General features: G+C 71.9%; 26 protein-coding genes. 8 read left to right on the forward strand and 18 right to left on the reverse strand.

The features are described from left to right. Nucleotides 1-86 precede the first annotated feature (86 nt). Nucleotides 87-632 carry an AAA family ATPase gene (locus tag CRP27_RS14455; protein ID WP_097181315.1) on the reverse strand — a complete coding sequence of 182 codons (546 nt, stop codon included), beginning with the start codon at nt 630-632 and terminating at the stop codon, nt 87-89. Nucleotides 633-677: 45 nt separating this feature from the next. Between CRP27_RS14455 and CRP27_RS14460 the strand changes: the two genes are divergently transcribed. Further along, a complete protein-coding gene (locus CRP27_RS14460) occupies nt 678-1,094 on the forward strand; it encodes an NUDIX domain-containing protein (RefSeq protein WP_176505620.1) in 417 nt (138 codons plus the stop codon). On the opposite strand, the gene CRP27_RS14465 is transcribed toward CRP27_RS14460, so the two are convergent. The 10 genes from CRP27_RS14465 to CRP27_RS14510 form a co-directional block, all read right to left on the reverse strand. Further along, on the reverse strand, nt 1,078-1,800 hold the full coding sequence (locus CRP27_RS14465; RefSeq protein WP_097181317.1) for an alpha/beta hydrolase: 723 nt from the start codon (nt 1,798-1,800) through the stop codon (nt 1,078-1,080). The genes CRP27_RS14460 and CRP27_RS14465 overlap by 17 nt on opposite strands. After that, nucleotides 1,797-2,882, reverse strand: coding sequence for a bifunctional GNAT family N-acetyltransferase/class I SAM-dependent methyltransferase (locus CRP27_RS14470; RefSeq protein ID WP_097181318.1), 1,086 nt, complete (start codon nt 2,880-2,882; stop codon nt 1,797-1,799). The genes CRP27_RS14465 and CRP27_RS14470 overlap by 4 nt, the downstream gene beginning before the upstream one ends. A gap of 47 nt (nt 2,883-2,929) precedes the next feature. Further along, nucleotides 2,930-3,427: a helix-turn-helix domain-containing protein gene (locus CRP27_RS14475; protein ID WP_176505621.1), complete on the reverse strand. Its 498-nt coding sequence runs from the start codon at nt 3,425-3,427 to the stop codon at nt 2,930-2,932. A gap of 91 nt (nt 3,428-3,518) precedes the next feature. Beyond that, the gene (locus CRP27_RS14480; RefSeq protein ID WP_079237451.1) at nt 3,519-4,211 is read right to left on the reverse strand and encodes a response regulator; all 693 of its coding nucleotides are present in this window, start codon (nt 4,209-4,211) and stop codon (nt 3,519-3,521) included. Then, a complete protein-coding gene (locus CRP27_RS14485; RefSeq protein WP_097181320.1) occupies nt 4,208-6,700 on the reverse strand; it encodes an ATP-binding protein in 2,493 nt (830 codons plus the stop codon). The genes CRP27_RS14480 and CRP27_RS14485 overlap by 4 nt, the downstream gene beginning before the upstream one ends. Nucleotides 6,701-6,821: 121 nt before the next feature. Further along, nucleotides 6,822-7,430: a potassium-transporting ATPase subunit KdpC gene (gene kdpC / locus CRP27_RS14490; protein WP_097181321.1), complete on the reverse strand. Its 609-nt coding sequence runs from the start codon at nt 7,428-7,430 to the stop codon at nt 6,822-6,824. Further along, nucleotides 7,427-9,517, reverse strand: a complete 2,091-nt coding sequence (kdpB, locus tag CRP27_RS14495) for a potassium-transporting ATPase subunit KdpB (RefSeq protein WP_097181322.1) — start codon at nt 9,515-9,517, stop codon at nt 7,427-7,429. The genes kdpC and kdpB overlap by 4 nt, the downstream gene beginning before the upstream one ends. An 11-nt stretch (nt 9,518-9,528) precedes the next feature. Then, nucleotides 9,529-11,232 carry a potassium-transporting ATPase subunit KdpA gene (gene kdpA, locus CRP27_RS14500; protein WP_097181323.1) on the reverse strand — a complete coding sequence of 568 codons (1,704 nt, stop codon included), beginning with the start codon at nt 11,230-11,232 and terminating at the stop codon, nt 9,529-9,531. Beyond that, entirely contained in the window at nt 11,232-11,321 is a 90-nt protein-coding gene (locus tag CRP27_RS14505) for a potassium-transporting ATPase subunit F (RefSeq protein WP_079237457.1), read from the reverse strand. Before CRP27_RS14505 ends, kdpA begins: the two co-directional genes overlap by 1 nt. 226 nt (nt 11,322-11,547) lie before the next feature. After that, nucleotides 11,548-12,492 (reverse strand): YafY family protein, encoded by a 945-nt coding sequence (locus CRP27_RS14510; protein WP_097181324.1) that lies wholly within the window; start codon nt 12,490-12,492, stop codon nt 11,548-11,550. Between the two features lie 62 nt (nt 12,493-12,554). On the opposite strand from CRP27_RS14510, the gene CRP27_RS14515 reads away from it, so the two are divergent. Next, nucleotides 12,555-12,971, forward strand: a complete 417-nt coding sequence (locus tag CRP27_RS14515; RefSeq protein ID WP_097181325.1) for a VOC family protein — start codon at nt 12,555-12,557, stop codon at nt 12,969-12,971. 88 nt (nt 12,972-13,059) lie between these two features. Continuing rightward, nucleotides 13,060-13,560 carry a hypothetical protein gene (locus tag CRP27_RS14520; protein WP_097181326.1) on the forward strand — a complete coding sequence of 167 codons (501 nt, stop codon included), beginning with the start codon at nt 13,060-13,062 and terminating at the stop codon, nt 13,558-13,560. Here the strand turns inward: CRP27_RS14520 and CRP27_RS14525 are convergent. Both CRP27_RS14525 and CRP27_RS14530 read right to left on the reverse strand, forming a co-directional pair. Further along, nucleotides 13,557-14,120, reverse strand: coding sequence for a GNAT family N-acetyltransferase (locus tag CRP27_RS14525; protein WP_097181563.1), 564 nt, complete (start codon nt 14,118-14,120; stop codon nt 13,557-13,559). The two genes, CRP27_RS14520 and CRP27_RS14525, sit on opposite strands and share 4 nt — an antisense overlap. Continuing rightward, on the reverse strand, nt 14,117-14,995 hold the full coding sequence (locus tag CRP27_RS14530; protein WP_097181327.1) for a putative RNA methyltransferase: 879 nt from the start codon (nt 14,993-14,995) through the stop codon (nt 14,117-14,119). Before CRP27_RS14530 ends, CRP27_RS14525 begins: the two co-directional genes overlap by 4 nt. 35 nt (nt 14,996-15,030) lie before the next feature. Here CRP27_RS14530 and CRP27_RS14535 point away from each other — a divergent pair, with 35 nt between their 5' ends. The 5 genes from CRP27_RS14535 to CRP27_RS14555 all read left to right on the forward strand — a co-directional run bounded on the left by CRP27_RS14535 (nt 15,031) and on the right by CRP27_RS14555 (nt 19,008). Next, on the forward strand, nt 15,031-15,786 hold the full coding sequence (locus CRP27_RS14535) for an SDR family NAD(P)-dependent oxidoreductase (RefSeq protein ID WP_097181328.1): 756 nt from the start codon (nt 15,031-15,033) through the stop codon (nt 15,784-15,786). Nucleotides 15,787-15,805: 19 nt separating this feature from the next. Further along, a complete protein-coding gene (locus CRP27_RS14540) occupies nt 15,806-16,417 on the forward strand; it encodes a hypothetical protein (RefSeq protein ID WP_097181329.1) in 612 nt (203 codons plus the stop codon). Between the two features lie 60 nt (nt 16,418-16,477). Further along, nucleotides 16,478-17,416, forward strand: a complete 939-nt coding sequence (locus tag CRP27_RS14545) for an aldo/keto reductase family oxidoreductase (RefSeq protein ID WP_097181330.1) — start codon at nt 16,478-16,480, stop codon at nt 17,414-17,416. A gap of 23 nt (nt 17,417-17,439) precedes the next feature. Then, on the forward strand, nt 17,440-17,985 hold the full coding sequence (locus CRP27_RS14550; RefSeq protein ID WP_097181564.1) for a GNAT family N-acetyltransferase: 546 nt from the start codon (nt 17,440-17,442) through the stop codon (nt 17,983-17,985). Nucleotides 17,986-18,225: 240 nt separating this feature from the next. Then, a complete protein-coding gene (locus CRP27_RS14555; RefSeq protein ID WP_141399778.1) occupies nt 18,226-19,008 on the forward strand; it encodes an Abi family protein in 783 nt (260 codons plus the stop codon). A 21-nt stretch (nt 19,009-19,029) separates the two neighbouring features. Here CRP27_RS14555 and CRP27_RS14560 read toward each other — a convergent pair whose 3' ends face one another. The 5 genes from CRP27_RS14560 to CRP27_RS14575 form a co-directional block, all read right to left on the reverse strand. After that, nucleotides 19,030-19,230, reverse strand: a complete 201-nt coding sequence (locus CRP27_RS14560) for a hypothetical protein (RefSeq protein ID WP_141399779.1) — start codon at nt 19,228-19,230, stop codon at nt 19,030-19,032. Nucleotides 19,231-19,289: 59 nt separating this feature from the next. After that, nucleotides 19,290-22,430, reverse strand: coding sequence for a GH92 family glycosyl hydrolase (locus tag CRP27_RS14565; protein ID WP_255257600.1), 3,141 nt, complete (start codon nt 22,428-22,430; stop codon nt 19,290-19,292). Nucleotides 22,431-22,477: 47 nt separating this feature from the next. Next, complete coding sequence (locus CRP27_RS14570) at nt 22,478-24,073, reverse strand: serine/threonine-protein kinase (protein WP_097181333.1); 1,596 nt, start codon at nt 24,071-24,073, stop codon at nt 22,478-22,480. Nucleotides 24,074-24,083: 10 nt separating this feature from the next. Further along, the gene (locus tag CRP27_RS18020; protein WP_141399780.1) at nt 24,084-24,272 is read right to left on the reverse strand and encodes a hypothetical protein; all 189 of its coding nucleotides are present in this window, start codon (nt 24,270-24,272) and stop codon (nt 24,084-24,086) included. A 195-nt stretch (nt 24,273-24,467) separates the two neighbouring features. Further along, a complete protein-coding gene (locus CRP27_RS14575; RefSeq protein ID WP_097181334.1) occupies nt 24,468-25,289 on the reverse strand; it encodes a phosphatase PAP2 family protein in 822 nt (273 codons plus the stop codon). Nucleotides 25,290-25,315: the final 26 nt, after the last annotated feature.

Raw genomic sequence — 25,315 nt, forward strand, 5'->3', positions numbered from 1 at the left:
GACGGCACCATCCCGCGCACGTCGAGGCACGCAGGGACGAGCCGACCCCCGCGCAGGAGTGCACGCAGTCGTTCGATGTGGAGAGATCACCGCTGTTGCCGAGCCGCGGCGACCGCGGTGTCGACCTGGTCGAGGACCGTACCGGTGCCCTGGCCCGGACCACCCACCCGGGCGAGGTGCCTGCGTGTGGTGAGGAACGCCTCCAGGTCGACCACCAAGTCCACCATCAGATCCCCGCCCAGATCCCCGTGCACACCGGGTCCCGATGCGGCGCGCGCCGTGAAACGGCGGTCCGCCTCGGCCGGGTCGGCGTGCAGCGCGCACTCCACGAACACCGCACCCGTGTCCACTGCGAGCGCCGCGAGCTCGTCGACGAACGCGGCGCTCCGCGCGTACTGCGGCACGATCACGTCGCGGCCGGAGCGGAGGTGCGCACGCATCGCCGCCATCGCCATCTCGCGCGCTGCGATGCCCGCCGGGCGGAGCGCGTCACGCCACCCGCCGATCATCGCCCGCAGCACGTCGATGTCGAACGCGACGGGCAGCGAGGCAGCGTGCCGCTCGACCCACGCGAGCGCGACGGTCGACTTCCCGCTCGCGGGGATCCCGTTCAGGTGCACGAGGACGGCCATGCCCCGATGCTGCCAGCACCGGCCCGCACCGGCTACCGTCGGGGCATGACCGGACCAGCTGGAGCCCTGCGCATCCGAGCCGTCGCAGTTGCTGTGCGGGACGACGAGGTCCTGGTCGTCCTCCGCGAGCGCGACGGACGGTCCTACGCCGTGCTGCCCGGCGGTGCCGTCGAGTCCGGGGGGACGCCGCAGGAGGCATGCCTGCGCGAGCTCCGTGAGGAGACCGGCCTCGACGGGGTCGTCGAGGAGCTGCTGCCGGTCGGCGTCGACCGCGACGCCCCCGCCGTGTACCTGCGTGTCCGCGTGACGGGTGACGAACCAGTCCTGGGGCCGAGCTCCCCGGAGGCCCGACGCACGACGGCGGAGAACCGGTACCGGCCGACGTGGGTGGGCATCGACACGCTCGGGGACATCGGACTCGTGCCGGAGCGGGCCGTGCGCGCGGTCAGCGCAGCGTCCTGACCCACTCCTCGATCGCCGCGCTGATCTGCTGCCGGGCATCGGCGCGGGAGATCGTCGCCGTGTCGTCGCCGGGCTGGGCGCCGTACGCACCGAAGTCCGCGTGGTTCGACCCCTGGATCTCCGTCATCGTCGCGTTCGACGGCAGGAGGTGTCGTGCGGCGTCCACCTTCGCCGGGGTGGACAGGCCGTCACGGGAGCCGGACACGCTGAGGACACTGATGTACGAGCGGCTGATGTCGTTCGCGCAGTAGCTGCCGAGCAGGAGCAGGCCGTCCGCGTCGGGGGCGAGCTGGCAGGCGCGCACGCCGCCGAGCGAGTGTCCACCGACGGCCCACCGCGTGACGGACGGGGCGTGCGCCTCGAACGTCGACAGCGGACGGGTGTCGAAGAAGGCGAGGTGCAGCGTCGGCTTCGTGATGACCACCGTCGTGCCTGATGCCACCACCTGTCGGAAGGTCGCCATGTACGCGTAGGGGTCGACCTTCGCCCCGGGGATGAACACGATCCCGACTCCGTTCGCGGTCCCGGTCGGCGTCATCACGACGGAGTCCCCGGCGTCGCGGACGGCGACGCGGTCATCGCGCCAGACCTGCAGTGCGGCGCTGCGGGTGCCCTGCATGACGATGTTCGCCCAGACCAGGAACACCACTGCGATCAGGACGATCACGGCGACGACCCACGCGGTCCAGCGGAGTGCTCGGTTCACGGTCGTCCTGCTTCCTCCGGCCGACGGGCCGTGACGGTCAGCCAGCGCTCGTCGGCGCCGGGGTGGGTGGAGTCCCTGACGATGACCTCGGTCCAGCCGGCTCGCGCGACGACGGCGGTCAGGTCGTGTTCGGACCAGTAGGTGAAGTGCCGGGCACGGTCGAGCTTCCGCGTGCTCCAGGCGTCGCCGTCACCGTGCTTGACGGTCGCGGCCAGGACCCCGCCGGGGCGGACGGCGGCGCGGATCCGTTCGAGCACGGTCGGGAGGAGCGGGCGCGCCACGTGCAGCAGGACGGCGTTGGCGAACACCGCGTCGTACGGGCCGCCGAGGTCGTCCGACCGGACGTCGAGGACGCGTGCCGCGTGCCCGTGGGCGTGGAGCGCGTCGACGAACGAGCGTGCGCCGTCGGTCCGGTCCACGACGAGTCCGGCGTCCTCGAGCGCGAGGGCGTCACGACCGGGTCCCGAACCGAGTTCGAGGACGTGGGACCCCGGCGCGACCAGCGCGAGCAGGTCGTCGACGAGGCCGGAGCGGTGTCCGTCGGTGCGGTCCGCGTACTGCTCGGCGCCGTGCTCGTACGCCGCGAGGGTGCGTTCCGCTGTGAGGTCGCGGCGCATGACGACCTTGTGCCGGCCGTCCGGCAGCGGGTCCCCGGGTTCGTCGGCGACGACGAACCCGTTCCACTCGTAGGTCCGGCGGGCGACGGCGTTGTCCGGCATCACCGACAGCTCGAGCGAGTGCGAGTCGGCCTCGGCGGCCCATCCGACGACCGCACGGATGAGCTTGGTCGCGACGCCTCGGCCGCGGGCGTCGGGATCGACCCACATCGAGATGAGTTCGGTGGTCCCGGGTGCATCGCCGGGGACACCGCTCGCCATGCCGACCGCCGTCGGACCGTCGTACGCCACGAGGTCGAGCGCGCCCGGGATCGAGAGCCGGGTCCGCCAGCGGTGCTCCGGTGCGTCCGCCCAGTCGTCGAGTGTGGACCCGAACGCGCCGGGGGCCTCGGCGAGCGCCGCCAGGCGGACCGGGCGCCAGGTCTCCCAGTCGTCCGCCGTCACCCGGCGCAGCTCGATCGTCACGCCCCGACGCTACCGCCAGCGGCACGGGCGGGGCAGGACGCGGCGAGTCAGCGACCGGGCGTCGGGCTGGTCTGCGACATCGGGTAGCGGCGGTCGAGCCACGGGTCGAGCACGGTGGCCTTGAGGAACCGAGACAGCAGCGATCCTCCGGCCCAGTACGCGGGGACGACGAGGAACACGACCCACGGGACCACGTCGGTCGTCACCACGGCGACCGCCCCCAACGTCACCAGCACCCCGATCCCCGTGTACAGGTGCTGCCATCCACGGCTGAACGCATCGCGCCGAGCCTGCTCGGAGGACGTCCGCTCGTCGAGCCCCTGGACCTCCGGGTCGAGCGTCCGACCACCGGTCTCGTCCACGGCGAACAGATCCCGGACAGGCACTTCCAGCGCGCCCGCGATGGACGACAGCGACTCGAGGCTGGCGTCACTCCCGCGCTCGATGCGTTGCACGGTGCGTACCGCGATCCCGCTCGCCTCGGCCAGACGTTCCTGCGTCCACCCACGGTGTCGTCGCAGCTCAGCGATCCGCATCTCGTTCATCACCAGAACACTAGGGAAGCATCCGTACCCGGACCACGACATGGACCCGACACCTGCACGACACGTGGCCGCCACGCGCCCGCCAATGCGATCACCCCGCGGGGCTGAAGCGGTACCCCATGCCCGACTCCGTCACCAGGTACCGAGGGTGCGACGGGTCCGGCTCGAGCTTCCGTCGCAGCTGCGCCATGTACAGCCGCAGGTACCCGGAGTCGTTGCCGTGCGTCGGTCCCCACACCTCGGTGAGGAGCATCTCGCGCGTCATCAGGCGATCGGGGTTCGTGACGAGGACCTCGAGGAGCCGCCACTCGGTCGGGGTCAGTCGGATCGCCGGACCGGACGGAGGAGTGACCTGCTTCGCGACGAGGTCGACCACCAGGTCGCCGACCGACACCGTCGGCGTCGCCCCCGCAGCCGTCGCCGCCGCGACCTGCCGTCGGCCGAGCGCCCGGAGCCGTGCGAGCAGTTCGTCCATCTGGAAGGGCTTCGTGACGTAGTCGTCCGCCCCGGCGTCGAGCGCGTCCACCTTGTCCGACGAGTCCGTCCGGCCGGAGAGCACGAGCACCGGCACCTGGGACCATGCACGCACGCCCTCGAGCACCCCGATGCCGTCGAGCCGCGGCATCCCGAGGTCGAGCAGCACGAGGTCGGGTCGTTCGGTGATCACGGCGTCGATCGCGGCGCGGCCGTCCCGGGCGGTGACGACGTCGTAGCCCCTGGCGGCGAGCGTAACGGCGAGCGCCCGGACGAGCTGGGCGTCGTCGTCGACGATCAGGACCTTCATCGGATCTCCACTCCCAGGTGTCCCGCGATCGGCAGCCGCACGACGACGGTGAGCCCGCCGCCGGGGGTGTCGTCGACCTCGATGGTCCCGCCCATGCCCTCGGTGAAGCCGCGGGCGAGGGCCAGTCCGAGCCCGAGGCCCGTGTCGTTGTCGGTGTCGCCGAGGCGCTGGAACGGCTGGAACACCTCGTCGACGCGGTCCGCGGGGATGCCCGGTCCCTGGTCGGCGACGCGCAGTTCCACTCCCCCGCCGAACGCGCTCGCGGCGACCCGGATCCGCGTGCCGACGGGGGCGTAGCGTGCGGCGTTCGCCAGGAGGTTCACGACGACGCGCTGGAGCAGGACGGCGTCGGCGAGCACCGGCGGCAGGTCCGCCGGCAGGTCGAGGTCGACGTCGTCCGGCCCGAGTTCGAGTTCGTCCAGGGCCGGAGCGACGACCGTCTCGATCGCGAGCGCCACCGGGGTGACGGCGAGCACCCCGGCCTGCACGCGACTGACGTCCAGCAGGTCTGCCAACAGGACCGCCAGCTGACGCAGGCTCTCGTCGGCGGTCGCGAGCAGTGCCTCCCGGTCGGTCTGCGACAGCTCGATGTCGGACGCGCGCAGCGTCTGCACGGCGGCCGAAGCGGCCGCGATCGGCCGCCGCACGTCGTGTCCGACGGCCGCCAGGATGGCGCTCCGCACGCGGTCCGCCGCGGCGATCCGCTCCGCGTCGACCGCCGCGCGGGTGAGGTCGCGGTGCTCGACGGCGGCGTCGAGCTGCTGCTCGACGACGCGCAGGAGTCGACGCTGGGTCGGGTCGTCGGGTGCGCCGGCGAACTCGAGCACGGCACCGGACTGGAGGCGCGTGGCCGCGTCCGGCGTGTCGCCGAACGTCCCCGACGTGGCCGGGACGTCGTCGCCCTGGCGGATCCGGACGCCCGCGAAGCCGAAGGCCTCGCGGGTCCGGTCGAGGAGTGCCTGCAGCGCGTCGTCGCCGCGGAGCACGCTGCCGGCGATCCCCATCAGGAGGCCCGACTCGGCGGCGGCACGCCGGGCAGCGCGCGAGCGACGGGCCGACCGGTCCACGACGAAGCTCACGAGCACGGCGCTGATGACGTACATGACGAGGGCGACGAGGTGCCAGGGCTGCTGCACGGTGACCATGTGCAGGGGTTGCACGAAGAAGAAGTCGAGGCTCAGCCCGGACAGCACCGCCGCGAACACCGCCGGCCACATCCCGCCCACGAGCGCCACGACGAGCACGAGCAGTTGGTACGCGAGCACGTCGACCGTGATCGAGTCCGGGTCGGTGCTGAACGACAGCAGCCAGGTGAGCAGCGGACCGGCGACCAGGGAGAGGACGAACGCGGCGACGATCCGGCCCCGGGACAGGCTGCCGCCGAGCTTCGGCAGGGCGAAGCCGCCGCCGGCCCGCTCGTGCGTGACGACGTGCACGTCGATGTCGCCCGACTCACGGATCACCGTGTTGCCGATGCCCGGCCCGGTCGTGGCCGCGGCGAGTCGGCTGCGGCGGCTCACCCCGATCACGATCTGCGTCGCGTCGATCGACTTCGCGAACCGCACGAGCGTCGTCGGGACGTCGTCGCCGACCACCTGGTGGTAGGTCCCGCCGAGCTGCTCGAGCAGGGTGCGCTGCTTCCCGAGGGCTCCCGGGTGGCGTTCCCGGAGGCCGTCGTTCGTCGTGACGTGCACGGCGGCGAGTTCACCCCCGGCGCTCCTCGCGGCGATCCGGGCCCCGCGGCGCAGGAGGGTCTCGCCCTCTGGTCCGCCGGTCAGGGCGACGAGCACGCGCTCGCGGGTCTCCCAGCGGTGGTCGATGCCGTGCTCGGCGCGGTACGCCTTGAGTGCGTCGTCGACCTCGTCGGCGAGCCAGAGCAGTGCGATCTCCCGCAGGGCGGTGAGGTTGCCGAGCCGGAAGTAGTTCGAGAGCGCCGCGTCGATCCGGGCGGCCGGGTACACGAGCCCGTCCGAGAGCCGTTCGCGGAGGGCCGCCGGAGCCAGGTCGACGACCTCGACCTGGTCGGCAGCCCGCACCACCGCGTCGGGGACGGTCTCGCGCTGGACCGTGCCGGTGATCTCGCGGACCACGTCGCCGAGGGACTGCATGTGCTGAACGTTCACGGTGCTCACCACCGAGATGCCGGCGGCGAGCAGCTCCTCGACGTCCTGCCAGCGCTTCTCGTGCCGGCCGTCGGGGGCGTTCGTGTGGGCGAGTTCGTCGACCAGTGCCACGTCCGGTGCCCGGCGGAGGACCGCTTCGAGGTCCATGTCGTCGAGCTCCACCCCGCGGTGCTCCACCACGCGACGCGGGACGACCTCCAGCCCGTCGACCAGCGCCGCGGTGGCAGCACGCCCGTGGGTCTCGACGACGGCGACGACGACGTCCCGGCCCTCGTCGAGCAGGCGACGCCCCTCTTCGAGCATCGTGAACGTCTTGCCGACACCGGGTGCCGCACCGAGCAGGACCCGCAGCTTCCCGCGCTTCACGTGCTCATCCTCTCGCGTGTGCGGGGCGCTCGGAGCGCCCGCACAACCAAAGTCCGCCCGAACCGCGGTTCCGCGCGGTTCGGGGTGACTCTGGTTGTGCGGGAGCGATTCGCACCACGGGTCACGCCGACGCCTTCGCGAGCGCCAGGTTCAGCTCGAGGACGTTGACCACGGGTTCTCCGAGGAACCCGAGCTGCCGGGCCTCGGTGTGCTGTTCGACGAGCTTCCGCACGGCCGACTCCGACAGCCCCCGAGCCGAGGCCACCCGGGCGACCTGCTGCTCCGCGTACGCCGGGCTGATGTCCGGGTCGAGACCGGAACCCGATGCCGTCACCGCGTCCGCCGGCACCTCCGACGCGGGCACACCGTCGGCCTTCGCCACGGCCGCCCTGCGCGCTTCGATCGCGTTCCGGAGGTCCGGGTTCGACGGCCCGAGGTTCGACCCGCTCGAGGCGCCGGCGTCGTAGCCCTTCTCCCCCGCGGCACTCGGCCGCGACTGGAACCACTCGTCGGCGGACTTCCCGTCGAAGGACTGCCCGATCAGGGACGAGCCGACGGTCGTCCCGTCGGACGAGGTCACCATCGACCCGTTGGCCTGGTCGTGGAACGCGGCCTGGCCGACACCCCAGACGGCGAGCGGGTAGGCGATGCCGAGCACCACGGTGCTGAGCAGGGTGAGCCGGACGGCGACCCCGAGCGAGCGGAACGACGAACGAGATGCAGATGTCATGAGGAGAACCCCGGGATGAGACCGACCACGAGGTCGATGAGCTTGATGCCGATGAAGGGGACGATGACGCCGCCGAGCCCGTACACGAGCAGGTTGCGGCCGAGGATCGACGACGCCGCCGCCGCGCGGTACGTGACGCCGCGCAGGGACAACGGGATGAGCGCCACGATGACGAGCGCGTTGAACACGACCGCCGACAGGATCGCCGACGACGGACTGTGCAGCCCCATGATGTTGAGCGCGGCCAGTCCGGGGAACGCCGCCTGGAACATCGCGGGGATGATCGCGAAGTACTTGGCGATGTCGTTCGCGATGGAGAACGTCGTGAGCGCGCCGCGGGTGATGAGCAGCTGCTTCCCGATCCGGACGACGTCGATGAGCTTCGTCGGGTCCGAGTCGAGGTCGACCATGTTGCCGGCCTCCTTCGCCGCGGTCGTCCCGGTGTTCATCGCCACGCCGACGTCCGCCTGCGCCAGGGCGGGGGCGTCGTTGGTGCCGTCGCCCGTCATCGCGACGAGGTTGCCGCCCTCCTGCTCGCGCTTGATGTACGCGAGCTTGTCCTCCGGTGTGGCCTCGGCGAGGAAGTCGTCGACCCCGGCCTCGGCGGCGATCGCTGCGGCCGTACGGGGGTTGTCGCCGGTGATCATCACCGTGCGGATCCCCATCTCGCGCATCTCCGCGAACCGGGCGGCCATGCCGTCCTTCACGACGTCCTTGAGGTGCACCACCCCGAGCAGCGAGACGGCTCCGGACGGGTCGCGCCGTGCGACGACGAGCGGGGTGCCGCCCTCGTCCGAGATCGCCACGACCGTATCGTCGATCTCCCGGCTCTCGGTGCCTGCCCAGGCGAGCAGTGCGCCCGCGGCTCCCTTGCGGACCTGGGTGCCGTCGGCCAGGTCGACGCCCGACATGCGGGTCTGTGCAGTGAACGGCACCTCGGTGGCCCCGGCTGGCAGCCCGGTCGTCACACCGGCGGCTGCGGCGAGCTCCACGATCGACCGACCCTCGGGGGTCGAGTCGGCAGCGGACGACAGCGCGGACGCGGCGAGCAGGTCTCCCTCGCTGACGCCGGCGATCGGCACCACGCGGGACGCCCGACGGTTGCCGTACGTGATCGTCCCGGTCTTGTCGAGCAGCAGGGTGGTGATGTCCCCGGCGGCCTCGACGGCACGGCCGGACATCGCGAGCACGTTGTGCTGTACGAGTCGGTCCATGCCGGCGATGCCGATCGCGGAGAGCAGCGCGCCGATGGTCGTCGGGATGAGGCAGACGAGCAGCGCGATGAGGACGGGCACGCTCACGGTCGCCCCGACGAGCCCGGCGATCGGCTGCATGGTCAGGCAGACGATCACGAACACGATCGACAGCGATGCGAGCAGGATGTTCAGCGCGATCTCGTTCGGGGTCTTCTGCCGGGCGGCGCCCTCGACGAGCCGGATCATCCGGTCGATGAAGGTCTCACCCGGGGTCGACGTGATGCGCACCACGATCCGGTCCGACAGCACGCGGGTGCCGCCGGTGACGGCGCTGCGGTCACCACCGGACTCACGGATGACGGGCGCCGACTCACCGGTGACGGCGGACTCGTCGACCGAGGCGATGCCGTCCACGACGTCGCCGTCGCCCGGGATCACCTCGCCCGCGACGACCACCACCAGGTCGCCCTTCGCGAGGTCGACCGAGGCGATCTCCTCGGTGACGGCCGACAGCGCGGCCGGGTCCGCCGGGTCGTACCGCGTGACGCGGCGTGCGCTGGTGGTGGACCGGGTCTTCCGCAGGGTGTCGGCCTGCGCCTTGCCGCGGCCCTCGGCGACGGCCTCCGCCAGGTTCGCGAAGACGACGGTCAGCCACAGCCACACGGCGATGGCGGCGGTGAAGACGGACGGTTCGACGAACGCGGTCGCGGTGGTCACCGCGGCACCGACCTCGACGATGAACATCACGGGGTTCCGCCACATGAGTCGCGGATCGAGTTTGCGGAGGGCGCCCGGGAGGCCCGCCACGAGTTGGCGGGGTCCGAAGGCGGACGAGCGGGTGGCCGGCCTGGAGGCGGTGCTCGCCTCGTGCTCGGAGGTCGCGACGGTCATGGGTTCGGCTTTCATCGGACGAGGGCTTCTGCGAGCGGGCCCAGTGCGAGCACCGGGAAGTAGGTGAGCGCGGTGACGACGACGGCGACGCCGCCGAGCAGCACGACGAACAGGGGTCGGTGGGTGGGCAGGGTGCCGACGGTCTCCGGCACGCGGTCCTGCGACGCGAGCGACCCGGCGAGCGCCAGGACGAACACCATCGGCACGAACCGGCCGAGCAGCATCACGACGCCGAGCGCGGAGTTCATCCACGTCGTGTTCGCGGTGAGCCCGCCGAACGCCGAGCCGTTGTTGTTCGCACCGGAGGTGAACGCGTACAGCAGCTCCGACAGCCCGTGGTTGCCCGGGTTGAAGATCGACGTCCCGAGGACCTGTTCGCGGACGCCCGGGATGACCAGCGACAGTCCGGTGCCGAGCAGCACCAGGGTCGGGGTGACGAGGACGTACAGCGACGCGAAGGTCATCTCGCGGGCGCGGATCTTCTTGCCGAGGTACTCGGGGGTCCGGCCGACGAGGAGCCCGCCGATGAAGACGGTGATGACGGCGAGCACGAGCATCCCGTAGAGGCCGGAGCCGACACCACCGGGGGTGACCTCGCCGAGCATCATGTTGACGAGCGCCATCATCCCGCCGATCGGCGTGAAGCTGTCGAACATCCCGTTCACCGCACCCGTCGACGTCGCGGTCGAGGTGGTCCCGAAGAGCGTGGTGCCGAGGATGCCGAAGCGCATCTCCTTGCCCTCGAGTGCTGCCCCGGCCGCGTGGGTCGCGGTCCCCCCGGCGCCGAGTTCGGCGATGGACATCACCGAGAGCGAGAGCAGGAAGATCGCGCCCATCACGGCGAGGATCGCGTAGCCCTGCCGGTCGTCGCCCACCAGACGCCCGAAGGTGCGCGGCAGCGAGAACGGGATCACGAGCATGAGGAAGACCTCGACGAGGTTGGTCCACGCCTGCGGGTTCTCGAACGGGTGCGCCGAGTTCGCGTTGAAGTAGCCGCCGCCGTTCGTCCCGAGTTCCTTGATGGCCTCCTGCGAGGCGACGAACCCGTCCGGGATGTGCTGCGTCCCGCCGACCAGGGTCGTGACGTCGGTGCCGCTCCCCCACGACTGGATGACGCCGCCGGCGACGAGCACGATCGCGAACACGAACGCGCCGGGCAGCAGGAGCCGGGCGGTCCCGCGGACGATGTCCACCCAGACGTTGCCGAGCGTGCCGGACTTCCGACGGGCGAACCCGCGGACCAGTGCGACGGCGACCGCGAGGCCGACCGCTGCGGACAGGAAGTTCTGCACGGCGAGCCCGGCCATCTGGACCGAGTACCCGACGGTGACCTCGGGTGAGTAGGACTGCCAGTTCGTGTTCGCCACGAACGACGCCGCGGTGTTGAAGGCGAGCGACGGTCCGACGTTCGGCAGTCCGAGGTCCCCGGGGAGCACGACCTGGATGCGCTGGAGCAGGTAGACGAGGAGGACCCCGACGGCGCTGAAGAGCAGGACGCCCCGGAGGTACGCGGGCCACGACTGCTCGGCGTCCGGGTCGACACCGATGATCCGGTAGACCCCGCGCTCGACGCGGCTGTGGCGGACCGGGGTGAACACCCGCGCCATCCAGTCGCCGAGCGGGCGGTACGCGACGACGAGGAGCAGGACGAGCGTGGCGACCTGGACGATGCCCGCCCACGACTCTGCCCCTGATGAGACCAGTGTCGTGCTCATCAGAACTTCTCCGGGCGCACGAGCGCCCAGACGAGGTACACGACAGCGGCGATGCCGAGGACGGCGGCCGCGATGGTGATGACGATCACAGCCGCTCCACCCCCTTGGCGATCAGTGCCACCACGCCGAACACGGCGAGGACACCGGCGACGACGAAGACGTCGAACACGAGGGACTCCAGAAGGTCACGGGGTCCGCGCCGGGCGACGCGGACGGCACCACGTGTGGTGCCGAACCGATGCTGGGTCCTGCGCCGCGCCTCCAGGTCGGTCCTGACGGATCCCTAACGCGCTCCTGGCGGACGCATGCGCCTCGCTAACGCGCGCTCGCTCCCCGCAGCCGTTCGGCCAGGGCGGCCGTCGCGGTACGGAGTTCCTCCGGCCCCTCCACCGTGTAGTCCGCCGCGGATGCCGCGAAGGCCGCGGCGAGCCCCTCCCACGACCACGAGCCCCGGGTGAGTCGGCACCGGTCGGGTCCGAGCGGTTCGAGCTCGGCGTCCGCGGGCAGGTACGGCGCGATGGTCCGGGCCGACACCTCGAGGACCGCGGTGCCGACGCAGGGCCAGGCGTCCTCGTGGGCCGATCCCTTGAACCGCGCGGACACGAAGGCCACGGCGTCTCCGCCCGGGATCGGCCGCGGCGTGAACGACACCCGGGTCCGCGTCCGCGGCGTGATCCGGTCGATCCGGTGGGTGCGCCAGTCCTGGCGTTCGAGGTCCCAGTCGAGGAGGTACCAGCGGCCGTTCCGGGCGACGACCGCGTGCGGTTCCACCCGGTGCGGCACCTCGTCGTCGCCGTAGCCGAATCGGAGGAGCTCTCGGAGGTGCACGGCCTCGCTGACGGCGACGAGGACCTCCGGGCCGGTCCGGGTCGCACCGGGTGTCGTGAGCGCCTCGACCGCGTCGATCCGGGTGCGGAGCCGCGCCGGCATCACCTGCCGGACGGTCGCGAGCGCCCGCGCGGCCGACTCGGCGATGTCCGCTCCCGATGCCGGCGCCACGGCGAGCGCCAGGGCGATCGCGACCGCCTGGTCGTCGTCGAACAGGAGCGGCGGCAGGTCCGAGCCCGCGGCGAGGCGGTACCCGCCGGCCGGACCCCGGAGCGCCTCCACCCGGTAGCCCAGCTCACGGAGCCGGTCGACGTCGCGCCGGAGCGTGCGGGGGCTGACCTCGAGCCGGCCGGCGAGCTCGTCGCCGGGCCAGTCGCGGTGCACCTGCAGCAGCGAGAGCAGGGCGAGCATGCGCGAGGACGGACCGGACATGTCGATCAGTATCGCCGGAGAAGCGGACACGATCTGACCGCAATGCCCGGGATGCTCGTCTCATGAGCATCGAAACGACAACACACCTCAACTTCGACGGACAGGCCCGCGCGGCCCTCGACTTCTACGCCACGGTCTTCGGCGGCGAGGTCGCCTCCATGACGTACGGCGCGATGGGCGCATCCCAAGACCCGGCCTGGGCGGACCGGATCGTGTGGGGCCAGGTCGCCACCGACGCCGGCTTCCGGGTCATGGCGTTCGACGTCTGGCCCGACCAGTCGTACGACCAGGGCACGAACGCGTTCTACGTGTTCGTGCACGGCGACGACGCGGCCGAGATCGAACGCTCCTGGACACTGCTGTCCGAGGGGGCCGAGATCCGCCAGCCGCTCGGCCCGACGCCGTGGGCGCCGCTCGCGGGACAGCTGCGCGACCGCTTCGGTGTGGTCTGGCAGCTCGACGTCGCCCCGACCGAGTAGGACGCCGCCGCGGCTCGGGGACCTGCCCGGGCCGCGCCGCTTTCCGAGCCACTTCCCCACGAAATCCGGTCGCGGGTAGCGTGCCGGCATGCCCGAGTTCCGCCCGATGCCCGGTTACGAGCTCGGCGGCGGATGGGTGGCAGCTCGCCGTCGTCGCTCCCGGTTCGGCCGGGTCTGGCGCTGGGCCGGGCCGCCGGTCGCGCTGCTCGCCGTCGTCACGGCGGCTGCGCTGTTCCACTGGTACGCCGGCGTCGCCGACCAGGTCGTGTGGGAGTGCGCCGTGTCGAGCTGCGGCACGAACGACCCGCGGTCCTTCGCTCCGGAAGGGTGCTGGGCGCTCCTGGTGCTCGCCGCCCTCGGGGTCGGATCGCTGCCGGGGCCGTGGTGGTGGCGTGCCGGACTGCTGCTCGGGTTCGCCGGCACCGCGGCGTGGTCGATCGACTTCTGGCGGATGCCGGGGATGGACCTCGGGCTGTTCGTGACGCCGATCGCAGCCGGGGTCGTCGGTGCCGTGCTCCTGCTCGCCCGGATCGGCATCGTGGTCGACCGGGCACGTGGGAGAGCGCACACCGCTCGGCGACAGGGCTAGCGGCCCGGGCGTGGGTCGGTGTCGAGCATCGCCATGCGGACGGCATCGACCCACGCCCCGTCCCACCGCAGGGCGTCCCGCGCACGGCCCTCGACGAGGAACCCGATCTTCTCGTAGGACCGCTGCGCCGCCGGGTTGAACGCGTACACCTCGAGCGAGATCCGGTGCAGCCCGACCTCGTCGAACGCCCAGTCCACGACCGCCCGTCCGGCTTCGGTGCCGTAGCCCTGCCCGCGCAGCGACGGTCCGGCGAGGGCGATCCGGTAGTTCATCGCGAGGTCGTCCTCCTCGAGCTCGTTGAGCACGACCTCGCCGAGGTACACGCCGTCGGCGCCCGTGATCGCGAAGTCGGCCCGGTCCCCCGCACCCGGCAGTCGGTCGAGGTGCGCACGGACCTGGTCGCGCGTGAACGTGCCGCGCGTACCGGTGAGGCGCATCGCCTCCTGGTCGTCGAGCGCCGCCATCGTCTCGTCGAGGTGGTCCGGACCGAGCTGCACGAGCCGGAGCCGCTCGGTGGTCAGTGTCGGCTGCGCGGCGAGCCGTTCCGAGAGCGTGCTCATGCCGGACTCCACGTGCTGACCGTCACCGCGGCCGTCACCGTCGCCGGGGCGAACACCGTGTCCGGGTCGACGTGGTGGTGGCTCGGCCCCATGTGCACCACGTCGTGGACGTCCTCGGCGGAGAGGTCCATCGTCCAGGTGAGGTCCTCCGACGACCGCAGCACGAACGCCGGCGTCAGGGAGTCGTGCAGACGCCGTTCCTTCTCCGGGTCCACCGAGATCGTGGCGTCCGCGAGCTCGGCCAGGTGCCCGGTCCGCGGGGTCACCACCGCGAGCACACCGTCGGGGTGCAGCACGCGTGCGTACTCGGTCTGGTTCCGCGGGGCGAAGACGTCGAGCACGACGGCGGCCGCGCCGTCGACGACCGGGAGGCGCTCGGTCACGTCCCCGACCACGGCCCCCGCACGCTCGTGTGCCCGAGCCGCTCGCCGGATCGCGACGGCCGACAGGTCCAACGCCACCCCGAGCCTCTCCCCACCGGCACGGCCGGCCCGCCGCTGCCGCGTCGCGCCGGGACCGGCGGCGTGGGCCCAGGCAGGAACGTCGTCTGCTGTCAGCACGTGCGCGAGGTAGGTGCCCGGTCCCGACCCGACGTCGAGGACGACGCCAGGCGCGTCCACCGACGCGACCACCGCGGCGAGCGCCCGCTCGACGGGCGCGTAGTGGCCGCGACCCAGGAAGCGCAGCCGCGCGTCGACCATCTCCGGGGTGTCCGCGGTCAGCGCCCGCCGTCTCGCCGGCAGCAGCGTCAGGTGGCCCTGCTTCGCCTCGTCGAAGCGGTGACCCGCGGCGCAGCCGACCTGGCCGCCGTCGACACGGCCGAGGGGCTCGGCGCAGACGGGGCAGGCGAGCACGGGCAGGAGGTCGTCGCGCACGGTGACCAGCGTACGGGCGTCGGTAGCCTGACCGGATGTCGCTGCAGCAGCTCTTCGGACTCGACGGTCGCACCGCGCTGGTCACCGGCGGGAGTTCCGGGATCGGTCGGGCCATCGCGTCCGCCCTCGCCGACGCCGGTGCACACGTGCTCGTCGCGGCCCGCACCGCCGCGACGATCGACGACACGGTCGCCGCGATCCGAGGCTCCGGCGGATCGGCCGACGGCATCGTCGCCGACCTGTCCTCCCGAGCCGGAGCCCACGCGCTCGCCGACGCCGCCGGGGCCGTCGACGTCCTCGTGAACTCGGCGGGGATCAACCTCCGCCCACCGATGCCCGAACTCGACGAGGACACCTGGGACGCCACGATGGCGGTGAACCTCGACGCACCGTTCGTCCTGGGGCAGCGGCTCGCGCCCGGCATGGCGGCGCGCGGCCACGGCCGCATCATCAGCATCAGCTCGCAGCAGGCCCACCGCCCCTTCGCAGCCAGCGGTGCGTACGGGGTCTCCAAGGCCGGCCTGGAGGCACTGGCCCGGTCCCAAGCAGAGGCCTGGTCCGGGCAGGGGGTCACCTCCAACGTCCTCGTCCCGGGTTTCGTGCAGACGCCGCTGAACCGGCGGCTCAGCGCCGACCCCGCGACGGTCGCCGCCCTCGCGGCGCGGACCCTGGTCGGGCGGAACGGACTCGCGTCGGACTTCGCCGCCGCCGCGGTGTTCCTCGCCGGGGACGGGTCGGCGTACGTCACCGGGCAGTCGATCGCGGTCGACGGCGGGTTCTCCGTGCACTGACCATCGGTACGGTCGGTACATGGCCGTCATCCACCAGGCAGAACTCCGTCCGCAGAAGGCCGAGGCGCTCGCCGCCTGGTTGCCCACGCAGCAGTGGAGCGGGGTGACCGACGGCGAGGACCTCACCATCGCGGGGAAGTTCCGGTTCGACGACCCCGAGGGGGACGTCGGCGTCGAGACGATCCTGGTGCGGACGCCCGACGGACGCACGCTGCACGCTCCCCTGACCTACCGTGGGGCGCCGCTGGCCGGTGCCGAGGACTTCCTCGTCACCGAGATGGACCACTCCGTCCTCGGACGCCGCTGGGTGTACGACGCCGCGGGCGACCCCGTGTACGCCGACGTCCTGCGCCGCGCGATCGCGACCGGCGGCCACGAGGCCGAACTCACCCGGGACGGCGCCCCGGGAACGTGGGAGAAGGAGGGCACGGCGATCGGCAGCGGCACCGCACCGGACTCGCCGACGGTGTCCTCGGTCGTCGTGCGCACCGCTGACGACACGACCGAGATCGACACCGATCACGGGTCCCTCGTCATCGCACGGGTCGTCGGCGCCGTCCTGCCCGCTGGAGCGACCCTGACGGGCACCTGGGCCGACGGGTCCGGCGTCGTCGCCGTCCTGCTGCCGTAGGTCCTGGCGGGTACGGGCAGGGCCTGCCTGTCCGGCGGTGCCGGTGGCAGGATCGAGGGCGTGAAGACACTGGAGTTGCCACAGACGGACCTCACCGCCTCCGACGTCATCGTCGGCCTGATGCGGATCAACGACATGAGCGACGAGGACATCCGTGCGCTCTACGCCGCCTCGCGCGACGCCGGCGTGACGATGTTCGACCACGCCGCGGTCTACGGCGGGTGGCACGGCTGCGAGGAGCGGTTCGGCTCGGCCGTCACCCTGTCGCCGTCCGAGCGCGCGGAGATCGTGCTGCAGACCAAGGTCGGCATCCGCCCGACCGCGAACGGCGCGTACTTCGACTTCTCGTACGAGCACATCATCGAATCGGTCGACGAGTCGCTGGCCGCGCTCCGCACCGACTTCATCGACGTCCTGCTCCTGCACCGGCCCGATGCGCTCGTCGAGCCGGAAGAAGTCGCGAAGGCCTTCGACGAACTGCACGCCGCCGGCAAGGTGCACCACTTCGGCGTCTCGAACCACACCCCCGGCCAGGTCGAGCTGCTCAAGAATCACGTCCTGCAGCCGCTCGCGTTCAACCAGGTGCAGCTGAGCATCACGCACGCGAACGTCATCTCGCAGGGCGTCACGGCGAACATGGGCGGTCTCGACCAGTCGATCGACCGCGACAACGACATCCTCAACTACTCGCGCAGCAACGACGTCACGCTGCAGGCATGGTCGCCGTTCCAGAAGGGCTTCTTCGACGGCGTCTTCCTCGGCGACCGCGAGCACTACGCCGAGCTGAACGACGTGCTCGACGAGCTCGCGGCAGCGCACGGGGTCACCCCGACGGGCATCGCCGTGGCGTGGATCACCCGGCACCCGGCCCACTTCCAGGTCGTCCTCGGCACGACGAACCCGCAGCGCGTCCGGGACTCGGCAGCAGGGTCGGACGTGGTGCTCTCGCGCGAGGAGTGGTACCGCGTGTTCACCGCCGCGGGGCACACCGTTCCCTGAGCGGATTGGGCAGGGTGGGACTCGTGCTCCACGACCTCACCCTGCCCGCCACCCTCGTCGCCCGATCCGGCGCTGTGACCGTCCGGGACGCCTCGCCAGACGATCTCGACGCCCTGATGGCACTGCTGTCGGACGACCCGATCAGCGCAGCACGCGGGGACGTCGCCGCGCCCGAGGACGAGCCGCTGTACGCTGCTGCGCTCCGGGCGGTCGTCGAGGACCCGGCGAACGCGCTCCTCGTCGTGACGGACGAGCGCGACGTCGTCGTCGGCACACTGCAGCTCACGCGGATCCCCGGGATGGCCCGGCGTGGATCGGCCCGGTTGCTCGTCGAGGCCGTCCGGGTGAGCAGTGCCGTGCGCTCAGGCGGGATCGGCAGCGCGGTGATGCGGTGGGTGATCGACGTCGCGGCACGGGAGCTCGGGACGCCACTCGTGCAGTTGACGTCCGACGCCGACCGGACGGAAGCGCACCGGTTCTACGAGCGGCTCGGGTTCACGGGCTCGCACGTCGGGTTCAAGTACCGCCTCCCGGACGTCGGGGCAGAAGCGCAGCCCTCCCGTGCGTGAGAGGGCGCCAGCGGTTGTTCGGAGGTGCGGTCTCCGGGTACCCTGGGACCAACAGACCCCGCCAGGGCTCGAGCGCACGCTTCCCCAAGACCGGCGGGGCTTTTTCTTGCACTGATACATCAGTGGCAGGATCGGCCTGTGTCGAAGCCCGCCCGAAGCATCAGTGAGCAGCTCCAGCTGCTCGCGTCCCGCGGACTTCCCGTCAGTGAGTCCGAGCGCGTGCGGCTCGTCCGACTCCTGATGAGCCACAACTACTACCGTCTGTCGGGCTACTGGCGCTACTTCCAGCGTGCGCCGCAGGCCGGAGACGATTCGTTTCGGCCGGACGCCTCCGTCGATGCGATCGAGCGCGTCTACTCCTTCGACCGCGAACTCCGGCGCATCGTCGGAGCAGGACTCGCCGATCTGGAGATCGCATTCCGGTCGAGACTGGCGTACGCCCTCGCGACGCTCGCGTCACCGTCCGCGTACCTGGATCGAGACTTCTACTCTGATGAACGCGGCCGGCGAGGCCAGGCGACGGTCGAACTCCGTGACGAGCTCCTCGCAGAGCTGCGGAGAGAGCTGGGACGGTCCCGGGAGGACTTCATCGCCCACCACCTCCGACGAGACACTGCCGTGCCGATCTGGGCGGCCGTCGAGGCCTTGAGCTTCGGCACAGTCTCGAAGGTGTACCGGCTCTGTGGCAACGATGACGTTCGTTGGCAGGTCGCGAAGTCGTTCCGCCTGGATCCTGCCCGCACAGAATCAGCCCTGCGAGCACTCGTGGTGCTCCGCAACACCTGCGCGCACCACGGCCGGCTGTGGAACAGGTTGCCGACGATCCCGCTCCAGGTACCACGCGCGCTCCAGGTCGACCCGGACCGGTCGATCTACCGACAGACGATCTGGGGGCTGATCGTCACGTTGGAGTGGCTCGTCGACGGGATCCGCTCGGACACGTCGTTCTCGGTTGGGCTCCGTCACCATCTCGACCGCCACCCTGACCTGCTCGAGGGCCTGCAACAGCCGCACCGTCGGTGACGCTTCGTCGAACGACCCCGGTCAGTCGGCGGAACTCGGGGCGCTCGGCACGCTGACGTCCACGGGCGAGACCGCGGCGGGATCGGCGGACGCCCCACCGACGACGTCGAACGAGATCCCGAGCATCGCCGAGTCCTCGTCGAGCTCCAGCCCGTCTTCCTTCACCTGGTCCTCGGGGATGGCACGGCCACCGGACGGGTCCCAGGAGTTCGCGATCGACATGCGCCCGAGCATGCCCGACGCGGTTGGCAATCGCCCAAGAGCCTCCGGAGAACGCGCGATCAGCCCTCCGGGGTGTCCGCCGCGATCAGTTCGAGCTGCGTGAGCGGCAGGTCGGACACCGCGGAGAGCGAGAACGCGGTGCCGGTCCCCTGCATCCGGAACACCCGGGTCTGCCCAGCCCAGTCGAACACCGCGTCCTGCACGGCGACGCGGGTGTCCCCGAGCGACGCGTCCCACGAGTAGACGCCGGGTTCGGACGCGGTGACCGTGTAGAGCGACGTGGGGACCGCTGCGACCTCGAACGAGACCGACGTCCCAGCGGCCAGCGCCGTGACCGTCCGACCGGTGTCGTCGCTGAGCGGTGCGAGCCCCACGGGCAGCAGGTCGACCGGGGTGTCCCGGTACCCGTGCACGTCGGACGCGGACACCGGGCGGGTGTCCGACGCCCAGCCCTGCGGCTCGGACGACAGCGTGAAGACGATGTGCGACGCCGACACGACCACCGCGTGCGGGATGCTGACCGACGTCCAGGGCGAGCCGTCGACCGTCACCGACGCGACGTACGCGCCTGCGGAACCGGCGGCGACCTCGATGACGGTGGACGTGCCTCCCGGCTGCTGCAGCACCGTCCTCCGGACCGACGGCGGCACGAGCACGTAGGAACCCGTCGAGGGTGCCAGCGGGTACAGGCCGATCGTCGCGAAGACGTACCAGGCGCTCATCTCGCCGTTGTCCTCGTCGCCGGGGTAGCCCTGGCCGAGGTCGGATCCGACGAACAGGCGCTCGAGGCAGTCCCGGACGATCCGGTGAGCGTCGTCGTGGCGCCCGGTGAACATCGGGAAGAAGGGGATGTGGTGCGCGGGCTGGTTGGAGAGCCCGAGCATGCCCATCCGGACGTCTCGGGCCTCGGTCATCTCGTGGATCGGGAAGCCGTACGAGCCGGCGTGCGCGGTCGCGCCGGTCTCGGGGGTCGCGAAGAACGCGTCGACCGCCGCGTCGAACCGTTCCGGGCCGCCGTGCAGGTCGACCACCCCGGCACCGTCGTGCGGCGCGGTGAAGGCAGTACCCCACGCGTTCGTCTCGGTGTAGTCGTCGCCCCAGTCCCCGGGGTCGAACTCGGTTCCGACCCGCCACGAACCGTCGGGGTCCCGGCCGATGAAGAAGCCGCGTTCGGAGTCGAAGACGTTCCGGTACTGCAGGGAGCGTCGTGCGAACCACTCCGCTTCGGCTTCGTACCGTGCGAGGTCGACCGGCGTCTCGGCGCGCGAGGCGAGCAGACCCGCCATCACGGCGAGACCCCAGTCGTTGATGGCCGCGTCGAGGGTCCAGGACATGCCTTCGCTGGTCCCGGTGTCGACGTGGCCCCGGAAGGCCCCCGGAAGGCTCCCCTTGCGTCCGACACGCTCGTCCCGCGGCGGGACGGTCGCGTTGCGCAGTGCGCTCCGGTACGCCTCCGTCAGGTCGAACCCGGTGACGCCCTTCACCGCCAGGTCCGCGAAGACGGTGTCGCTCGTGGTCCCGGTCATGCAGTCCTCGGCACCGGGGGCACTCCACCGCGGCGTCCACCCGCCGTCGTGGTGGTGCTCGACGAAGCCCTGCGCGAGCTCGCCCGCCGTGTCCGGGGTGAGCAGCGCGAGCAGGGGCCAGGCGGTCCGGTAGGTGTCCCAGAACCCGTTCGTGGTGGTGAACGGCCCCTCGACGACCTCGGGCCCCGGTTCGTCCCGGATCGGTTGGGCCTGCACGGCGCCGTACGGGGAGCGGTGGTGCGGCGTCCCGGTGAGCGCGGTCTCGCCGGCCCGGTTCGGGTAGAGGAACAGGCGGTACAGCCCCGAGTACAGGCTCGTCAGCTGGTCGGGGGTCGCGCCGTCGACGGAGAGCGTGGCGAGCTTCTCCGTCCAGAGCTCCTCGGCACGGGCGCGCATCGCGTCGAACGTGCCCGCGGCGTCGAGGTTCGCCCGGGCGTCCGCGAACGACACCGTCGAGATGCCGAGCAGGACGTCGGTGTCGCCGGTCACCGACAGCCAGCCCCGCAGCTCGCGGTCGCCGACGGTGGTGTGGTCGGCCGTCACCCCGGGGACCCGGACGTGCACGAAGTGGGGCGGCGTCCCGGGCCGGTCGTCGAGGACGGCCTCGACGACGGCTGTGCCGTCGGTGACCGTCACGGTGACGTCCGACACCCGGCCGTGGTGGTCGAGCACGATGCTGCGCGCGCCCGCGAACCGGAAACCGAGGGCGAACTCCCCCGCGGTCATCTCCGCTGTGACGCCGCCGTCGAGGTCGACGCGGTAGCGGTGCGGCCCGTCGTGCTCGTGGTCGTGGTCGAACCCGAGCGCGCGCGCTGCGCGGTCCGGATCGGGGGTCTCGAGCGGGGACGGCATGACCTGGAACACCCCGCGGTCCCCCATCCACGGCGACGGGATGTGACTCGTCGCGAAGGCCTGGATCGCGGGACGCAGTCGACCCGACCCGTCGACCCGGTCGTGCTCCTGGTACGCGTACGGCCACCGGTTGCTCGAGGCGTCGGTCATCGGCAGGCCGAACACGCCACCGTGTGGGATCCCGACGAGCGGGGCGTTGTTGCCGCGGGAGAACCGGGACGACGCCTGCGTGCCGCGGGTGGTGCGGACGTGGCCGAGCGGGGTCGTGGGGGCCGGGCGTGCGGCCTCGATGCGGACGGCGTCGAGCCAGCCGCGCAGTACCGGACGCTCCCCGTCGTCCGGCGTGTGCTGCGGGGCGGAGCCGAGCCGTGCCTCCAGGCGGTCCACGACGCGACCCGCGAACGGCGTGAGGTCCACTGCTCGGCGGTTCCACTGGTCGACCCACTGCTTGCGTGCCGCGTCCTGTCCTGCAGGCGTGAGCGTGTCACCGTACTGGTCACGTGCCGGGCCCGCGCCGTCGCTCAGTCGGGAGCCGTCGTCGAAGACGACGTCGAGCGAGAACGCCGTCGCGTCCCAGAAGTGCGGGAGGTCGGCTTCGGTCGGTTCGGACGCGCCCTCGGGCAGCGTGCGCTCCGGGAACCAGACCCAGGAGAGCTCCTGCCCGACCTCGATCGTCCGTCCGTCGAAGCCGGGCACGATCGCCGTGACGGTCGTCTCCCGCGCTCCGCGTTCAACGAGGTACCCCTCGGGGGACTCGAATCCGGCCTGGTTCCTGGCCGCGACGGCCGTCGTCGGCCCACCGCTCCGTTGCAGCTCTCGCACACCGTCAGCCTATTTGCTCCAGTGTCTGGATGAAAACCTCCGGCGTGTCAGCCGTGCGACCCGGCGTGCCCCGGAGCGTTCCCGGAGTTGCCCGGCTGGCTGATGTCCGCCGCCGAACCGGTGTCCGTGCCGCTCTGGGGGTCCTGCACCGGGTTGCTGACCGGAGCACTCGGCTGCGGGCCCACCGACGGGTCGTCCGCTGGGTTGCTCGGCTGTTCGGGCTGCTCCGGCTCGCTCGGCTGCTGCTCGGGCTCGCTCGGCTGCTGCTCCGGCTCGCTCGGCTGCTGCTCCGGCGCGCTCGGCTGCTGCTCCGGCCCGCTGGGCTGCTGCTCGGGCTCGCTCGGCTGCTGATCGTCGGAGGGTTGCTGCTCCGGCTCGGAGGAGGTCGACGGCGTGCTCGAGTCCGTCGGCGCCGGGGTGTCGTCGCCACCCAGGGCGAACACCGCGACCGCGATGCCGATCAGGACGAGGACCACGACGACGACCGCCGCGATGATCGGGCCCCGACGGCGCCGCTTCGGTTCGTCGGGCACCTGCGCCGGGGGCGCGGCCACCGGTCCGCGCGGGACGCCAGCACCGGGTGCGCCGCGCTGGGCGCCGAGCACGGTGGTCGCGACGTCGTCGGATGCGGGCTGCTGCGACTGCAGCACGCGGGTCGCGTCGGCGTCGCCGTCCGTCGCACTGGAGGCACTGCTCACGGGCATCGCGCGCGTCGCGTCGTCCGCGTGGGCGGCTCCCGCGGCGCCGACTGCAGCTGCTCCGGCGGCAGCCGCGGCCGCTCCGCCGGCCTGCGTCACGGTTCCCGGACCGCCGGGCAGCAGCTGCGTGGCCGGCGCGGCGTCGTCGTACTGGAGCGCACGCAGACGCTGCGCGGCTTCCTCGGCGGTGGGCCGGTCCCCCGGGTCCTGCGACGTCATCACGTGCAGGAGCGTCCGCCACGCGGTGGGCAGGTGCTGGTCGATCTCCGGACTGCGCGTCAGCCGCGCGGTGGCGGACTCCACGGCGCTCCCGGGGAACGGCTGCCGCCCGGTCAGGCACTCGAGCAGCACCAGCCCGAGTGCGTAGACGTCCGCCTTGCCCGTGATGCCCTGCGCGAGGACCTGCTCAGGAGCGAGGTACGCGGCCGTGCCCATCACCGTGCCGGTCCCGGTGACCCGTGCAGCGTCGCGGAGCAGGGCGATGCCGAAGTCCGCGAGCTTCACGTGGGACCCGTCCGACTCCAGGAGCACGTTCGCCGGCTTCACGTCACGGTGCACGATCCCCTGCGCGTGCACTGCGGCGAGGCCGTCCGCGACCTGCGCCCCGACGCGCGCGGTCGTCGCTCGGTCCAACACGCCCTCGCGCAACCGGGTGGCGAGGTCGCTCCCGGGGACGAGCTCCATCACGAGGTACGAGTCGCCGTCCAGGTCGTCCAGTGCAGCGTCGTAGAGCGTGACGAGCGCGGGGCTGCGCAGGGCCGCCAGCGTCTGGATCTCCGCTTCCGCACGGGCCCGTTCACCGTGGTCGACCGGCCCGATGCGGAACACCTTGACGGCGACCTCGCGGCCGAGCTGCTCGTCGACCGCGCGGTAGACGGAGGCCATGCCCCCGTGCCCGAGCGTGCCCGTGACGCGGTACCGACCGCCGAAGACCCGTTCTTCCATGCGGGGCAACCTACCGTGAGCGCCTGACGGGACTCGGGAGGACGGGGTGGTCGCGACCGTTCGGCACGACCACCCCGCGGACCTCCAGCAGCTGCAGGATCGCGGCCACGAGGGTCACGATCGCCGTCGCCAGCCCGAGTACCTCGAGCACGAGGACGGACGTCCTGCGCTCGCCGCAACGATGCCGGTGTTTCGCCATCGTCGGCCTCCGTTCCCAGGGCAGGAGACCGCGGTCCGAGCTCCCCTTCCGGATGGCCGGGAGGGTCGCGTAGACTCGACACCGTGCGGTACGAGTTTCTCCGCAACTCAGACCACTGACCTCTTCACGAGGTGAGATGAGCCCCCGGTTGCCGCCGGGGGCTCTTCTCGTGCTTCATCGAGCCCGACCTGTTCTTCAGGCGGCGCGGCGGTCGCGCAGCGGCTTCACCGGTCGTGCACCTCGACGCAGCGCCGTCAGGTAGAGCCGGTGCGCGGTGATCACCAGGGCGAGCCACGCCAGCCCGAGCGCCCACGCCGCGAGCACGTCGGTGAGCCAGTGGTGCCCGAGGAACACCCGCGAGATGCCGACCGACACGACGAACACCGTCCCGGCGATGATCGTCCACACTCGTGTCACGAGCCGCGACTGCCGGAGCAGCAGGAGGTACACGATCGTGCCGACGATGACCGTCGCGTTGAGGGTGTGACCGGACGGGAAGGACGGCGAGTGCTCGTACGGCGGGACCGCGTCAGTGAGCGGCGGTCGTGCTCGGCCGATGAGGTCCTTGCCGGCGATCGTCATGAGCAGCGATCCGCCGCTCGCCGCGACGAGCAGCACGAGCGGCGTCCACGCCCGACGCTGGATCGTGAACCCCACCAGGAAGCCCAGCGCCACGATCGGCATCCCGATGGTGCCCGCGACGTCGGTCCACCACGTCACGAGGGTGTCGGCCAGCGGTGACCGAAGGGTGAGCATCCAGTCGAGCACCGGACGGTCGAGCACGGCGACGTCGTCGGCTTCCCGCACGGCGTCGTAGACCTCGGACGCCGCCCAGGTCGCGACGACGGCGACCCCGATGCCGATCGCGAGTGTCAGCACCAGGAGCGGGAGCGCACCCCACCGGTCACCGAGCGCCGACCACCGATCGGCACCGGTCCGTCCCGCACGGGTGCGCCACGTCGTGAGGTCGACGTCGCCGACGTGGTGGTCGGGCTCCTCGGAGCGATCGGTCTGCATCGCACCACCCTGCCCGACGACACCCG

Origin of the sequence: Curtobacterium sp. 314Chir4.1 (genome assembly GCF_900215175.1) — a bacterium.
Lineage (GTDB): Bacteria > Actinomycetota > Actinomycetes > Actinomycetales > Microbacteriaceae > Curtobacterium > Curtobacterium pusillum_A.